Source organism: Ruegeria sp. Alg231-54, assembly GCF_900143525.1.
In the GTDB taxonomy this organism is placed as follows: domain Bacteria; phylum Pseudomonadota; class Alphaproteobacteria; order Rhodobacterales; family Rhodobacteraceae; genus Ruegeria.
Window position 1 is genome coordinate 76301 of the sequence record NZ_FREZ01000016.1, and the last position, 14325, is coordinate 90625.

Consider the following 14325-nt stretch of genomic DNA (forward strand, 5'->3'; position numbering starts at 1 on the left):
CTCCTCCAGTTAGCAGTTAAAGAATATTGCGAACGATGCCGCCTTCGATCCGATGCGCAGAACCATTGGAGGCTGTGCTTGCAGAGATCGTGACGATCATGCGGGCGACTTCGTCTGGTTGGACAAAGCGTTGTATGAGCGATGTGGGCTCATCTGATTTGAAGTAATTGTCGACGATCGTGTCGAGCGGCTCACCCTTTTGATCGGCGAGGCCGTCAAAATAGGCTTCGACACCTTCGGTCCAAGTTGGACCAGGCAGGATCGAGTTAACCCGGACTTTTGTCCCCTTTGTCAGTTCTGCCATGCCACGTGTCAGACCTAACATGGCAGTTTTAGTGACAGAATAATGCACCATCTGAGGTAGTGGTTTCACTGCCGCTTCGCTGGCCATGTTGATGATAGATCCCTTATCCCGGCCAAGCATTTCAGGCAGGAAAATCCGGCTCATCCGAACGGCGGACAGGACATTGATGTTGAAGTAATGCATCCAGTCGTCATCCGTGAGATCCTCGAACGGTTTGACCGAAAAGATGCCAACATTATTCACAAGAACGTCCACCGCACCGCGCTCGCGGGCAAACTCTGCCAGAGTTTCCGCATCAGTGGTTTTGGTTAAGTCGGCCGCAATGCCTTCGACCTTGCCCAGTGATGACAGGTCGTCGACGCAGTCGAACACTTCCGCCTCGGTCAGGCCATGCACGATGACCCGCGCGCCTTCTTCCAGGTAGACCCGCGCAGTGGCTTTGCCTATGCCGGAACCTGAACCAGTCACCAGGACCAGTTTATTTTTGAGCCCCAGATCCATCTCAGGCCTCCTTCTTGACGTTAGATGACTGCTGCGATGAAGTGCGGCCGAACATTCGACCCATCAAGCCCGAAATCTCCGCGCGCCACATGTCTATGCCGACGGCCAACAGAATGATCAGGCCCAACACGATGTTTTGAACCGAAGATGGCGCAGCGTTTAGGTTCAAACCATTCTGGACGATAACGATTGTCATCGCCCCCATCAGCGTGGCGAGGATGTTGCCGCGGCCGCCTGCAAGGCTGGCTCCGCCGACAACAGCAGCGGCAATGGCCTGCAGTTCCAGCGTCTGGCCATAGTTGGGCGAACCAGAGTTGAGGCGCGCTGACATCAGGATCGCACCAACCGCAGTCATGAAACCTGCGATGACAAATGTTGTCGTCTGAACTTTACGTACGTTGATACCCGTCAGAACGGCAGCAGCTGGGTTACCACCCACGGCATAGATCTCACGGCCGAGTTTCGTGAAGTTCATAGTGAACGCGGCAAGGACGTAGAAGAACACGAGGTAGAAGAAAGGCATCGGAACGCCGAACAGCTTGCCGTAAAAGATTGGCTCTAGCGCCGGATCCAGCGAGAAGATCGGAGACCCATTGTTGAAGGTCAGCGCAAGGCCCCTGAAGGCAATCAACGCCGCCAATGTTGTGATGAAAGACGGGATACGCCCGTAGGCTGTTATCAGCCCAATGAACAGACCAAGCAATCCGCCCATGAAGAGAATGAGTGGCAACGCCAGAACCAGTGGAATGCCGACAAATTTCAACATCTGCGCAAGGATCATGGTCAGCAAAGCCACCATAGACCCGGAACTCAGATCGATGCCCGCAGCGAAGATCACGATAGTAGACCCGATTGCGATCAAGGCCACGATGCTTACCTGTAGCGACAAGTTAGATAGGTTGCCCGGGTTCAGGAAGCGTTCCGTCGTAAGTGCCACGATAAGTGCGACGATCACCATTGCTGCAAATGGTCCGATCAACTGGGTGTCAAAGATCCGCTTCATGCGAAAGCCTCCTTAGGCTTGGATTGAGGAGTGTCGGCGGACGCGCGCACAAGGTCGTCATGAGTAAGGTCGGATGCATCGACCGTGCGCACTATCGTTCCGTGCTGCACGACGGCAATCCGATCGCTCATCGCAAGCAACTCATCATGGTCTGAACTGATCAGAATGATCGATTTTCCCGCCCGCGTGAGCCTGTTAATCAGCTTGTAAACAGCGATCTTGGCGCCGATATCGATCCCCTGCGTCGGTTCATCAAGGATCAGGATGTCAGAGGCTGAGAACAGCCAGCGTGCAATCACAATCTTCTGCTGGTTACCACCAGACAAGAAGTTAACCGTCTTTTCCTCAGCCTGGGTCGAGATTTCCAGATCGCGGATCAGGTCATGGGTAGCTTGCTCTTCCGCCTTAAGGTTCAACACGCCGAACCGGCTAAGCCCGCCGAGGGAGGCTGCGGTTACGTTCCCGCTTGCGCGGAAATTGAAGAACAACCCGTCAAACTTACGGTTCTCCGGAACAAGGGCCAATCCAGCACGGATCGCATCGATTTCCCGGCGGAAGCGAACCGGCTTACCGTTAAGTGTTATCTGTCCGCCCGTCAGCTCGTCTGTCCCGAACAGGGCGCGAGCGATTTCTGTGCGGCCACTGCCCAATACGCCACCCAAGCCAAGAACTTCACCCCGGTGCAACGAAAACGATACATCTTTCACGCCCGAATTGGTGGCCAGACCCGCCGCCTCCAGCACAATATCCTTGGTCGCGTTTTGCTCCTTGGGATAATGCTCACCAATGTCCTCACCGACCATTGCGCTGACAATCTCAGAGACGTTGATGTTGGTCTCGCCACTTGCGCGCACAACACAGCCGTTGCGCAAGATCGTCACCTCATCAACGATCCGTTCAACCTCATCCAGCCTGTGCGAAACATAGAGAATGGCTGTGCCGCGTTCGCGCATATTGCGCAGTAACTGGTGCAGGCGCTCAATTTCATCTTCACCCAATGCCGCCGTCGGTTCATCCAGGATGATCATGCGGGCGTCCATCGCGACTGCCTTCGCGATCTCGACCAGTTGTTGCTCGCCCACCGATAGCGAGCCGGTTATGGCCTCGGGTGAAACATCGACATCCATTTCCGCCAAAACACGAGCGGCTTCGTTGTGGACCTTGGCCCAGTCGATCACGCCAAAGCGGGACCGAGGCATATTGCCAAGGAAGATGTTTTCGCCAACCGACAAGGTGGGTACGATCGAGAATTCCTGAAAAACTGTTGCGACACCCAGTTCACGTGCCGCCTGCGGGTCGCTAATCGTGACCGGCTTGCCATGGTGCAGGATTTGACCGCTATCGGGTTGCTGCACGCCGGACAGCGTCTTGATCATGGTCGATTTGCCACAGCCGTTTTCACCCAGCAGCCCATGAATGGAACCGGGCATAAGCCGGATGCAGACTTTGTCATTCGCCAATACCCCAGGATAGGCCTTAGTGATATCGACAAATTCCCAAAGTGGCGTTGCGGGTGTCATTGCGATTGCCTCGACAAAAGGGGAACTCGGTTGAATTGCGACCCGGCAGCACGCGCACGCGCCACCGGGAAGCGGGGAGAAAGTTCAGTATTCTTTGGACGGCTGCGGGAAGAGCTTTTCTGGCTCTTGCAGCACGCTGATTGCACCGTCTTTGTCTTCAATTGATGTGGGCGTTTCGATCCAGCCGCCGGGATAGGACCCGTTGAGCGCATCAATGGTTGCGTGCATAGCCGCTTTACCCATCAAAAACGGTGAGGTGTTGACGGTTGCCGTGATGTTGCCCGCCGCGATCTCTTCAAGGCCGGACGTGTCGCCATCATTGCCCAATAGAACGATGTCATTACGGCCGAGTGCTTTCGCAGCAAAGGATGCTCCAATGATCATGTAGTCATTCGCAGCAAAGATCATGTCGAGATCGGGGTTCGACTGCAGGATATCCATGCCAGCTGTGTTGCCGCCTTCGACGTTCCATTTGCCATCGATGGATACAACGACTTCAAAGTTGTCGTTGCCCTCAATGCCGTCAAGAAAGCCACCGACCCGCTCGGTTGAGTGATACCCTGGCTGCCCTTCGATGATGCCGACCTTCAATGGTTGATCGCCATAGGTCTCGATGGCCCAATCAGCGATGGCCTGAGTACCATTGCGCTGAGAATACCCGACCACACCGTGGATCGGAGTCGGAAAGTTCGGGATGTCCGAGTTGATCATCAAAACAGCCATGCCCTTGTCAACGGCCTGCTTAAGTAGCGGCGCCGCAGCAAATTCATCATGCGTTCCAAAGATGATCGCATCCACATCCTGCGTCAGTACATCCTGGATCATACCCATTTGGCCATTGATGTCCGCACCGGACTGGGGCGCAAGCATGAAGACTTCGACCCCGGCCTCAGCAGCAACCGCTTTAATGCCTTCACCGATGGCGATGTAGTAGTTGAACTCAGTCGCCGGCGGCATATACGCGATCCGGAACGTTTCGTTCTTGGGTTCTATCGCATCGATTGGCGCTTGTGCCCCGTCCTCAAGTGGAACCGGTGCCGGATAATTCTCCGCCAGAGCGACCGTTGCCAGCGTGGCGAACCCCGCAGCAAGCGTAGTGGTCATAAGCGTTTTCAACATAGTTTTCTCCTCCAGAATTTCGTTGGTTATCCTTTGAATGGCGCGTCGATCACGCCACGAACGCCAGGTGTCACAGCAAAGAGGCCGCCGGATTCCGGTTCTTTTGTTAAAGCTGCTTCGTCACTCATCAGCCTTGAGGTCGTGATGAACAGCGTGTCGAGATCAGGGCCACCGAAAGCGCAACAGGTGGGCTTCCAAACCGGCACCTCGATCACGCGATCTATCGTGCCGTCAGATGCGACGCGAACAACGCGATGGCCTTCCCATTCGGCGTTCCAGACGCCCCCTTCGACATCGACACAGGACCCATCAGGCAAGCCAGGCTCATCATTGAAAGAAGCGTGCTGCCGACGGTTCGAAACGGTTCCACTACGGGTGTCGTAATCAAATGCGACGATTTCCCGATCCGGGGTATCCGCGAAGAACATCGTCTCACCGTCGGAAGTAAAGCAAGTCGAATTAGCGCAAGACACTCCTTCGATGATCGTCTGTACACTCAAATCTGTATCGACGCAGATGACCGACGAGTCGGCCTTGCCAGAAACTTCGTTCATGCCTCCAACAATCAATCGCCCCTGGCGATCGGTTCGCCCGTCGTTCAGCCGTGTCTCCGGATTGTTCGGCTCGAATCGCGTCACGAGGGTTTCCTCGCTATTGGGCGAATTGAACAAGACAACTCGATCCGCATAAGCAACAATCAGACCGCCAGACGCGCGCGGCGCGAAGCAACACACGCGCTCTGGCATCTCATGAAATGCTGTCTCTGACGTTGCAGGATCAAATGACCAAAGCGCGCAGCCCTCAATGTCGGCCCACCAGACAAGACCATCGACGGGATTCCAGAAAATCCCTTCCCCGTGCTGGTTCCTACAATCGACGACCAACTCTGCGCGCACTTTTTGATCTCCTTGGTACATTCTGATATCTGATATACCAGCTTGCCTAATCTGGTGTATCAGATATCTTGCATCTGGCAACACCTTTTTTTGGAGATATCCTCAGATGGCGCTTGAGAGACCCAAGTCTTTGCGTGAACTCGCACTGGAACATTTGCGGAATAGTATTATCGATGGCTCCCTGAAAATGGGTCAGGTTTTGTCGGAGCGAAAAATCTCCGAAGAGCTGGGCGTATCGAAATCGCCAGTCCGCGAAGCACTCGCTCAACTACGTGACGAAGGGTTGGTCAGTATCGAGCCTCAAAAAGGCGCACGCGTTTTTTCGCTGTCTGAGCCGGAAGTGACTCAGATCTGCGACTTCAGACAGGCTATCGAGACTGCCGCCTTTGAACTGGCGTTATCGAGGAACCCAGAAGGTCTTGCCGATGACATGCAGCGGGTCGTGAAGGACATGGAAAAGGAACGCAGTCGAGGCAATGAAAAGGGCTACCTTTCACTGGACACGGCGTTTCATCAGTTGATTTTCGAACATGCCGGGAACGACTATCTGACGGCCAGCTATACACGCTACATCGGTAAGATTGCCGCATTGCGGACCCATCTGGCGAAGCTTCCACAGCATACTGAGCTTTCCTTCGATGAGCATTCGAAAATCGCTATTGCCGTACGCGAAGGCGACATGGCCAAAATCAAATCTCTTCTCACAGCGCATATTGACCGCACCAGACAAGCCTACAAAAGCGCCGCCATCGTCCTCGAAGGAGCGACCGCATCCTAGCAAAAACGTAGCTTCGTTGTGACGGGGGCGGGCCAGAACGGCGCCGCCCCTTTCTTTTTGGGCACCTCACGGTCTTTTCTTTTTCAGTTGACATCTGAGATATCAGATGCCAATCAAAAGGCGGGAGGAAGCTTGTATGACGCCAGCAATGAAACCTGACTCACCGGGGCTACAGCCACTGATCCAGCTGGATCGGGTTGGCAAAAGCTTCGGCACGAACATTGTTTTGGATGGCGTCGACTTTGAATTGAGACCCGGCGAAGTTCACGCGCTATGCGGGGAAAACGGCGCCGGAAAATCCACCTGTCTCGGCCTGTTTTATGGACTTCACCAACCTTCTGCTGGGCGTATCCTGTGCGACGGCAAGGAACAGCGGGTCGAAAGCCCGTCGCATGCGCAATCCCTGGGCATCGGCTGTGTTTTCCAAGAGCTCAGCCTCGCTGGCGCGCTCTCTGTTGCGGAAAACATCTACGCGGGCCGCGTACCCACCCGGTTCGGCGTAGTTGACTGGCCCGAACTGCGCCGCCGAGCGGAGGCGTTGCTGGCGGAATTCGGTCTGGATATCGACGTCTCAACACCCGTGGAAAACTTACCGATCAGCTCCCGCCAGATTGTTGAAATCGCCAAGGCTCTGTCGTTGAATTCCCGCGTCCTTTTGCTGGATGAACCGACATCGGCATTGGCACCCGACGAAGTAGACGCACTATTTGAAGTCCTAAAGTCCCTGACAAAAAAAGGGATTGGCATCGTCTATGTCAGCCACCATATGGCCGAGATTTTCCAGATCTCGGATCGCATTACCGTCTTGCGAGATGGGCGCCACATCAGCACTTTACCGGTTTCGGAAACTTCTCAGGAACAAGTCGTCGCCGAGATGATCGGCGGCGCTCACCCCGGTGATGTCACGCGGTCAGGTAAGGTTAACGGCGAAGAGGTTTTGCATGTCCAAGAATTAACCCATCCAGATGAATTCGAAGACATTTCTTTCTCCATTAAAGCCGGAGAGATTGTAGGGATGGCAGGGTTGATGGGCGCTCGCCGCAGCGAGATTGTTCGATCGATTGTCGGGTTGATGCATGGCGCGACCGGGGAGATCAGACTTCACGGCAAGCCTGTTAACTTTGCGTCCTTGCGGCAGGCGATGCGTGCTGGGGTCGGGTTTGTTCCCGAAGAACGCAAGACTGAAGGCCTCTTTCTGGAACAATCACTCAGCGACAACCTGATCGCGGCCAGTCTTTCCGATCATGCGTCTGCTGGGTTCATGCGTTCGGGCTCGATCAAAGCAGCCAGCCAAACAGCCATTGACGCCTTCAGTGTCAAAACCAGCGGGATTAACGAACTTGTTGGTGATCTCTCAGGGGGCAATCAGCAAAAAATTATGTTGGCCAAGTGGCTCAAACGCGCGCCAGCTCTTCTGATCATTGAGGAGCCCACAAAAGGGGTCGATGTCGGAGCCAAATTCCAGATCCACACGGAACTTTTGCGTCGAGCAGCCGAGGGAATGGCCATCCTCGTCGTGTCATCCGATTTTCCCGAACTTGTCTCTCTCTCAACCAGCATCCTTGTCGTCCACGACGGTCGCCTCATGGGAGACATCGCAGCCGCCGAGGCAACCGAAACCACGCTTCTTCAAATGGCCGCCGGAAATTCCGTTCCAATTGTGGACGCACCCCAAACCAATCAATCAGGAGTCGCGACGTGACCATGACCGCTCAAGCCAACTTGCCCATGAAGCGTCCGCTGCTGCGCCGTGTTTTACAAGCTTTTGTCGATATTCGTGAACTGACGCTGATCGTTCTGATCACCGCCATCATCATCGTGATGTCCAACGTTAATCCCTATTTCCTCAGCTTCTCGAACTTTCGAGCCGTGGCCGTGGGCATGGCCCCCACCGCGATCATCGTGATCGGTATGGCGATCCTACTTGCATCCGGCGGGTTCGATCTTTCCGTTGGATCGGTTATGGCTTTGTCTTCTACCGTCGTAGCCATGCTGCTTTTGACTGGCATGCCAATTCCGCTCGCTGTGGTATGCGGATTAGTGTTGGGTGGACTTGTCGGGGTAGTGAACGGTTTGCTCGTGACCGGCCTCGGGATCAATCCGCTTATCGCGACCCTCGGCACGATGTCGATCGCGCGAGGCATCGCTCTTGTCCTGACCGAAGGTTTTTCTGTCTCAAGCCTGCCGGCATCATTTGCCTGGATCGGCAAAGCTGACATAGGCGGCTTTCCGGTAATCGTCTTGTTCACCATTCTGCTCGTCGTTCTGTTTGATCTGGCCGTCCGCCATACGCGCTTTTTCCGTCAGGTCTATTTCATCGGCGCCAATGAAAAGGCCGCGATGTTGTCAGGCATCCATGTCACACGCGTGCGTATCATTCTGTACGCACTGACCGGTATTCTGGCTGCTTTGGCGGGTGTATTGCTGGCCTCCCGCCTGATGAGCGGCACGCCCACGGCAGGAAACGGTATCGAACTTCAGGTTCTGGCAGCGGCTGTCATCGGTGGCGCATCTCTACGCGGCGGCGAAGGTACTATTCTTGGTGCTTTCCTCGGCGTCGTTTTCGTTGCGTTGATCAACAACACTATGACGATGCTGGCTGTATCGATCTACTGGCAGATGATCGTCATCGGCGGTGTACTCGTTACAGCGGTCGCCTTGGACATGCTGATCCGAAGCAAACGGGGCTAATCCCGAAGCTTTCCAAAACTCAACAACAACCAAAGATCCAAAACAGGGAGACTACGATGACTGAATTGAACGTGAATCGGCGCAGGCTGCTGACAGCGGGCACCACCGCTGGATTGGCCGCAGCGTTCGGACTGCCCATGCTGTCCAAAGAAGCCATGGCGCAAGCGGCCGGCAAGGAGTATGTGTTCCTGTCCATCGTCACGCAGGTGCCGTTCTGGGTGGACTATCGAAATGCAATGGAAGACCTTGAGGAACTGATGGGCATCAAGGCCACATTCACGGGCCCCTTGGATTTCGACACGGCCGCACAAGCACGCCAATTGGATGAACTGATCGCAAGACGTCCCGCAGGCATCCTTATCTTCCCCGGTGATCCGGCCACTCTGGCCCCAGGCGTAGAACGCGCGGTCGAGGCCGGGATTCCAGTCACATGCTGTATCGGTGACATTCCTGACAGCCCCCGGTCCACTTTCCTTGGGATCAACGGCGTTCAGGCAGGACGTGTCGGCGGCGAGATGCTGGCACAAGCGATTGGCGGCAAGGGGAAGGTCATTCTCGGCACGTTCCCTGCTCCTTCCACGCTGGAACGGGTCGAGGGTTACAAACAAGTCTTCGCTGAGAAATACCCGGATATCGAAGTCGTCGATGTTGTGAACGACAAAGCCGACCCGTCCTATGCTCCGACAGCCTATCTTCAGGCCATTCAGGCAAATCCCGATATTGTTGGCATCGGCGGTACAGACGGTGACAGTGGCAAAGGCGCTGCGATAGCGGTCAACGAGGCGGGTCGCAAGGACATCAAGATCGTCGCGATGGACCGAAATGATGATATGCTTCCCTATATCGAAGACGGCACAATTCACGGCGCAGTGGCTCAGAAATCCTATCTGGAGATCTTTCTCGCCTTCCACATGATGCATTGGCAAAATACCGATGCGTTGAAGGTTTTGCCGGATTGGAAGGCCGCCGGGATCAACCCGCTGCCTGAGCGCGTCGAAACCGGGGTGATGCCGATCACATCCGAGAATGTTGCACAGTTTAAGCACGTCTAAATTGTCATCCCGGCGCGGCTTGTCGCGCTGGGACATAGTCAGGGAGCAAACATGCCAGACAGATGGAGTGTTCTGCAGCTACAGCAGGGCGATTTAAGGCTGACACTCCTGCCAGACATCGGAGGCCGTCTGTGGGACGTGAGTATTCAAGGGCGCTCACTCCTCTTTCAAAACCCAGATCTTGACGGAGTGGAGGTGGACGACACCCGGCTCGCCGATTTGCCTACACGCTCTCCACAATTTGGCTTTCCACTTTGGGGAGGCGAGAAGACATGGATCGCCCCGGACTCGTCTTGGGAAAACGGCGCTCCGTTTCCCGTGCTGGACAGCGGCTCCTATCAGATCACTTCTAGAACCAGCACTCGCATCGACATGACCAGCGCCGTCTGTCCCATATCTCACTTATCTGTTTCGCGTCGCATCACACTGACTTCTGAAAACAGCTGGGACATTGAACATATCGTTGCCAATCGCGGCACTTCCTCTCGCCTGACCGGCATTTGGTCAGTCATGATGCTTAACACTCCAGCCAAGATCGGAGTCGAAATGGATCACCCTGCGTTTTACCCTGTTTTCGGCTCTTCAGAAGGGATGGTTGAAACGCGCGGCAGCGGCACGGTCGCAGATTGTAGAAGACTGCAGGAATTCAAGATCGGGCTACAGAACCCCAACAACCGAACGCTGATACGGTGCGGAACCGATGGCCCCTTGCTGATGTGCTCAGTACCAGAACCTCAACAGGGTGACCGATTTGCGCATCACCGTCCGTTCGAGGTCTTCAATTCGGGCGATTACGCCTACTGCGAAGCTGAATGGCACTCACCCGTGCACGACCTCGAACCAAATGAAACAATGAGTTTTCGGCAGACGTTCCTATTATTGACAGACGATACACAGCAAATGCCAGCGAGTCTCACAAGCAACAAGGAATTCATGTCATGCATGTCCTGATCACAGGCGCTGGTGGGCATCTCGGCCGCAAACTTTTCGACACGCTAGAAAGCGACCCCGGTTATATCGTTTCTGGCATCGACATCCGTCCCGTTGACCATCCCGACATTCACACCGCAGACCTCTCCGACAACAGCAGTTGGGTCAGTTTGCTAAAGGGTGTGGATGTTATCGTGCATCTTGCTGGTGATAGAGAGCCAGCCGCCACCTGGGCCTCCGCGATCAAACACAATATGGATGCAACTCTTTCTCTCTATCACCATGCGGCAGCCATGGGCGTCAGCCGAGTAGTTCTTGCCAGCTCCAACTGGGTTCACGGCGACAAAAGGTTCACGCATCAGGTGCTCAACAGCACGACACCACCAGGGCCAGTAAACGCCTACGGCATGTCAAAGCTATTCTGTGAACGGACAGGGGCTTATTTCGCTGAGCATCACGGACTGTCGGTCATCTGCTTGCGCATCGGCTGGACGCAATGGACTCACGGCAACCAACCCGGCACACACATGGCGATGGGCCGGTGGGGTCAGGAAATGTGGTTGAGTGATCGGGACTTTCTAAGCGGAATGCGCGCCGCAATAGATGCCAAGGATATTTCCTTCGCAGCCCTAAACCTAATGTCAGATAACCCAGGTATGCGCTGGGATATCACCGAAACACGACAAACGATTGGCTACTCTCCAGAGGATGGAAGCCCCGCAAAAATAACAGTGGGCATTTCCTTGAGATCCATGCTGCAGCGGCTGTTTACAGTCCGACTCCCCAGCTTTTTCGCGACACGTTTCCCGGATTGGTAGAGTACAAGATCCGAGCATTGTTGTTGCGTTGCGCAACCAGTTTACGAAACCTCGCATCGAAGTAAGCGCTGAAAAGGTCAGCTTTGTCTGCTTCGCGGTAGACGGAGAGCGACATAACGAGCACCAGATTCCGCAACCATTGGATGTTTGATGATTCGATGACGACTTGCGCACATCGTTGAAGCGGTTTTATGTGAAGCGATCTCTGGTTGAGTGCTCAGCCCCCCAAGCGGACCAAACGAACCACTACTTCAATCGCCGAATTGCAGTCATTGATCCTGTTTGCAGAGAAAGTCAGCGAAGAGCCCAAGGCAGTCATAGTGATTTTGTGCTGTGCGCACACGCAGCGCGAAAATCGCTGCGCCTGCGTGGTTCTCGGCGCTGCTAGGCAGCGGAAAAACCTGCCATTCGTTCGGGGCGCGGTGAGCTACTTAGAGGGCGAAGATAAAGTAGCGGACAAAGGGGCAATTCGCTGCGGGAGCATCAATGTCTCCTATCAAAAAACAGTGGTTCTCGGGAAATTGTCTGGCTTCAGTCAGACTTGTCATACGCTTCCCGTGCGGCATCAATCTCGCTCAAGTGTTCCAATGCCCAATAGCTTAAGGCGCTGACCGGCTCGCGAAACGACTGCCCCATCTGAGTCAGATTATATTCGACCTTGGGCGGGATCGTTGGATATTGGGTCCGGTTCACAAGCCCATCCCGTTCCAACTCCTTCAGCGTCAAGCTCAGCATTCGCTGCGAAATGCCTAGGTTTCGCTTGATCTCGTTGAAGCGCATGGTCCCGTATTGAGCCAGCGAGATGACCAATTGCGGGCAATCGCAAAAACACTGACCGAAAAGAAAGACTGAGAGTGCCTCCAAACACGCAGTCTTTAGCAATAAAGCAATCCAATCAGATCACTCTGATGTTGGACCAGGTTCTCGGCACTGACAGGTTTGACCGCGGTCCCGTCGACATCGCCAATCTTGCTTTAGAATACTCTGCTCATACCGCGCCTGAATCGCCGATCCGTGAGGTTTTGAAGAGAGATATCCCGGGATGTATGGGAGCACTCGTATATGGGGAAAGCAAACCCCGTGAATGGACAATTGTATCTCACAAAGATCAATCAGAAGGACGTCGAGCCTATACCCTGGGTCATGAATTTGGCCATTACGTTCTCCATAGAAAGCTGATCGATGAAGACGACAGATTTGACGGTGGGATCTATTGTGATGAAAGTAGTGTTTTGCGGCGGGAAGGCGAAGACATTGAGCATGAAGCAGATGAGTTTGCTGCCAACCTGTTGATGCCATTCCACGACTTTCGCAGACAGATTTCATCAAAGACAGTTCCGAGTTTCGACGACTTGGGGACAATCGCTGACAGATATGGCGTTTCCCTCACGGCAGCCACACTTCGGTGGCTTGAATACACGGAAACACGTGCCCTGCTTGTCGTTTCCAACGAGGGTTATGCACATTGGGCAAAGACCAGTAAGGCGGCGCTAAAGACAGGGCATTTCATCAAGACTCGGAAAACCATGTACGAACTCCCAGCGTCGGCAACCGCTGTAACTCAGGACTATCGCCAAGAGGCGGTTGATGGGATTAGCCAGCCCTCAGGTGTTTGGTTTGATGAACCGGTCATAGAAATGTGCATTTCGTCCAAGTGCTATGAACAAGAGATGACGCTACTTCATCTTCCACGCAAAGAGCCGGTTTACCACGCTGATGAGGTTGAAGAGGACGCATTCGATAAGCTATCAGAATCTTTCCGGCGATAGCCATGTCATTGCAAGTAGTGTGACCGGCGTAGCTGACTGACGAATTGAAGAGCCCCTGGCTCAAATGTTCTCAAGGTCTGTCTTGCCAGTAAGACGCGGATTCTTTTGCACGCGCATCGAATGTCTGCTTCCCGCCGGACCTGCAGAACATCAGAGCTAGGGGACGTCGTCCCCCCGCGCCCGCAATACAATTAGATAGGGCCGTGTCCTCGGCGAACTCCTGTGGGCCGCACCACCCTGTCGAATTGTATTGCACTTGCTACCCCCAACCCTCGCCGGGAGCAGGTTTTGGAGAAGAGCGCCCTGAAGGGCTTCGCACAAAACCGGTTTTTATGGGGAAACATGCTCAACGTAACCATTTGGCAGAAGGAAAAGCTATGCGGCGCAAAGGAAAAGTCCTGTCGCAAAAGGCAAAACTATTTGTCGCCACATAAGTACCAAGTGGCGGTGCTGTCAGACCAATTCGAACCAGTCTCTGTTTACCCCTAAATGCCGGAACTTATGCTGAACAAAGTTGGCGCCACTCGGAGAGAGCAGCGGCGCGGGTGAGCTTGAAATTGTCTCTGCTGTAGAGGGCGCGTTCCTGATTGAAATGGTTGTGGACGGAAGAATGAACTGCGGCGAACTTCTGCAAACATCGCATTTGCCTGAAGCGGAGCATCGCACGTTCTCGTCGTCGAAATGGCAGATGGGAATTCTCGGCCCGATTGTTCAGCCAGCGGCTGGTCTCTTGCCAACTACCGTTCCCGACAACTCTCATCGCCGCGCCATAAGACCGCAGTTTGTCCGTCACGATGGATTCAGGTTGACCGTAGCGTTTCATTGATTTTCTGAGGAATTTCAACGCAGCTTTGCGGTCACGGCGCTTGGTCACATAACTTTCCAGCACCTCGCCTTCGTGATCCACAGCCGCCATAGGTCGTGCGTATCGCCATTGTTCTTCA

13 protein-coding genes and 1 pseudogene are annotated in these 14325 nt (G+C 54.4%); 7 read left to right on the forward strand and 7 right to left on the reverse strand.

The window, feature by feature from the left end; translation table 11 throughout:
- Positions 1-16 precede the first annotated feature (16 nt).
- The 5 genes from DHN12_RS21140 to DHN12_RS21160 all read right to left on the reverse strand — a co-directional run bounded on the left by DHN12_RS21140 (position 17) and on the right by DHN12_RS21160 (position 5343).
- Positions 17-805: an SDR family NAD(P)-dependent oxidoreductase gene (locus DHN12_RS21140; RefSeq protein WP_108861950.1), complete on the reverse strand. Its 789-nt coding sequence runs from the start codon at positions 803-805 to the stop codon at positions 17-19.
- Between the two features lies 1 nt (position 806).
- A complete protein-coding gene (locus tag DHN12_RS21145) occupies positions 807-1808 on the reverse strand; it encodes an ABC transporter permease (protein WP_108861951.1) in 1002 nt (333 codons plus the stop codon).
- Positions 1805-3328, reverse strand: coding sequence for a sugar ABC transporter ATP-binding protein (locus DHN12_RS21150; RefSeq protein ID WP_108861952.1), 1524 nt, complete (start codon positions 3326-3328; stop codon positions 1805-1807). The genes DHN12_RS21145 and DHN12_RS21150 overlap by 4 nt, the downstream gene beginning before the upstream one ends.
- An 84-nt stretch (positions 3329-3412) precedes the next feature.
- Positions 3413-4447, reverse strand: coding sequence for a sugar ABC transporter substrate-binding protein (locus DHN12_RS21155; RefSeq protein ID WP_108861953.1), 1035 nt, complete (start codon positions 4445-4447; stop codon positions 3413-3415).
- Between the two features lie 26 nt (positions 4448-4473).
- Positions 4474-5343, reverse strand: a complete 870-nt coding sequence (locus tag DHN12_RS21160) for an SMP-30/gluconolactonase/LRE family protein (protein WP_108861966.1) — start codon at positions 5341-5343, stop codon at positions 4474-4476.
- Between the two features lie 106 nt (positions 5344-5449).
- On the opposite strand from DHN12_RS21160, the gene DHN12_RS21165 reads away from it, so the two are divergent.
- The 6 genes from DHN12_RS21165 (at position 5450) to DHN12_RS21190 (ending at position 11612) form a co-directional block, all read left to right on the forward strand.
- The gene (locus tag DHN12_RS21165) at positions 5450-6121 is read left to right on the forward strand and encodes a GntR family transcriptional regulator (protein ID WP_108861954.1); all 672 of its coding nucleotides are present in this window, start codon (positions 5450-5452) and stop codon (positions 6119-6121) included.
- Between the two features lie 148 nt (positions 6122-6269).
- On the forward strand, positions 6270-7823 hold the full coding sequence (locus DHN12_RS21170) for a sugar ABC transporter ATP-binding protein (protein WP_234416722.1): 1554 nt from the start codon (positions 6270-6272) through the stop codon (positions 7821-7823).
- Positions 7824-7825: 2 nt separating this feature from the next.
- Positions 7826-8812, forward strand: a complete 987-nt coding sequence (locus DHN12_RS21175) for an ABC transporter permease (RefSeq protein WP_234416726.1) — start codon at positions 7826-7828, stop codon at positions 8810-8812.
- Between the two features lie 56 nt (positions 8813-8868).
- A complete protein-coding gene (locus DHN12_RS21180) occupies positions 8869-9864 on the forward strand; it encodes a substrate-binding domain-containing protein (protein WP_085823832.1) in 996 nt (331 codons plus the stop codon).
- A gap of 51 nt (positions 9865-9915) precedes the next feature.
- Positions 9916-10815, forward strand: coding sequence for a hypothetical protein (locus tag DHN12_RS21185; RefSeq protein ID WP_108861957.1), 900 nt, complete (start codon positions 9916-9918; stop codon positions 10813-10815).
- The gene (locus DHN12_RS21190; RefSeq protein WP_108861958.1) at positions 10803-11612 is read left to right on the forward strand and encodes an NAD(P)-dependent oxidoreductase; all 810 of its coding nucleotides are present in this window, start codon (positions 10803-10805) and stop codon (positions 11610-11612) included. Before DHN12_RS21185 ends, DHN12_RS21190 begins: the two co-directional genes overlap by 13 nt.
- A 531-nt stretch (positions 11613-12143) precedes the next feature.
- Here DHN12_RS21190 and DHN12_RS21195 read toward each other — a convergent pair.
- Positions 12144-12476: a helix-turn-helix domain-containing protein gene (locus DHN12_RS21195; RefSeq protein ID WP_234416723.1), complete on the reverse strand. Its 333-nt coding sequence runs from the start codon at positions 12474-12476 to the stop codon at positions 12144-12146.
- A gap of 44 nt (positions 12477-12520) precedes the next feature.
- Here DHN12_RS21195 and DHN12_RS21200 point away from each other — a divergent pair, with 44 nt between their 5' ends.
- Positions 12521-13381 (forward strand): ImmA/IrrE family metallo-endopeptidase, encoded by an 861-nt coding sequence (locus DHN12_RS21200; protein ID WP_108861960.1) that lies wholly within the window; start codon positions 12521-12523, stop codon positions 13379-13381.
- 499 nt (positions 13382-13880) lie between these two features.
- Here DHN12_RS21200 and DHN12_RS21210 read toward each other — a convergent pair.
- A pseudogene (locus DHN12_RS21210) lies at positions 13881-14325 on the reverse strand (transposase); the annotation flags it as partial.

Coding starts and splice junctions, on each gene's coding strand:
- DHN12_RS21140 (WP_108861950.1), bottom strand. CDS start 805: ATGGATCTGGGGCTCAAAAATAAACTGGTCCTGGTGACTGGTTCAGGT.
- DHN12_RS21145 (WP_108861951.1), bottom strand. CDS start 1,808: ATGAAGCGGATCTTTGACACCCAGTTGATCGGACCATTTGCAGCAATG.
- DHN12_RS21150 (WP_108861952.1), bottom strand. CDS start 3,328: ATGACACCCGCAACGCCACTTTGGGAATTTGTCGATATCACTAAGGCC.
- DHN12_RS21155 (WP_108861953.1), bottom strand. CDS start 4,447: ATGTTGAAAACGCTTATGACCACTACGCTTGCTGCGGGGTTCGCCACG.
- DHN12_RS21165 (WP_108861954.1), top strand. CDS start 5,450: ATGGCGCTTGAGAGACCCAAGTCTTTGCGTGAACTCGCACTGGAACAT.
- DHN12_RS21170 (WP_234416722.1), top strand. CDS start 6,270: ATGAAACCTGACTCACCGGGGCTACAGCCACTGATCCAGCTGGATCGG.
- DHN12_RS21175 (WP_234416726.1), top strand. CDS start 7,826: ATGACCGCTCAAGCCAACTTGCCCATGAAGCGTCCGCTGCTGCGCCGT.
- DHN12_RS21180 (WP_085823832.1), top strand. CDS start 8,869: ATGACTGAATTGAACGTGAATCGGCGCAGGCTGCTGACAGCGGGCACC.
- DHN12_RS21185 (WP_108861957.1), top strand. CDS start 9,916: ATGCCAGACAGATGGAGTGTTCTGCAGCTACAGCAGGGCGATTTAAGG.
- DHN12_RS21190 (WP_108861958.1), top strand. CDS start 10,803: ATGCATGTCCTGATCACAGGCGCTGGTGGGCATCTCGGCCGCAAACTT.
- DHN12_RS21200 (WP_108861960.1), top strand. CDS start 12,521: ATGTTGGACCAGGTTCTCGGCACTGACAGGTTTGACCGCGGTCCCGTC.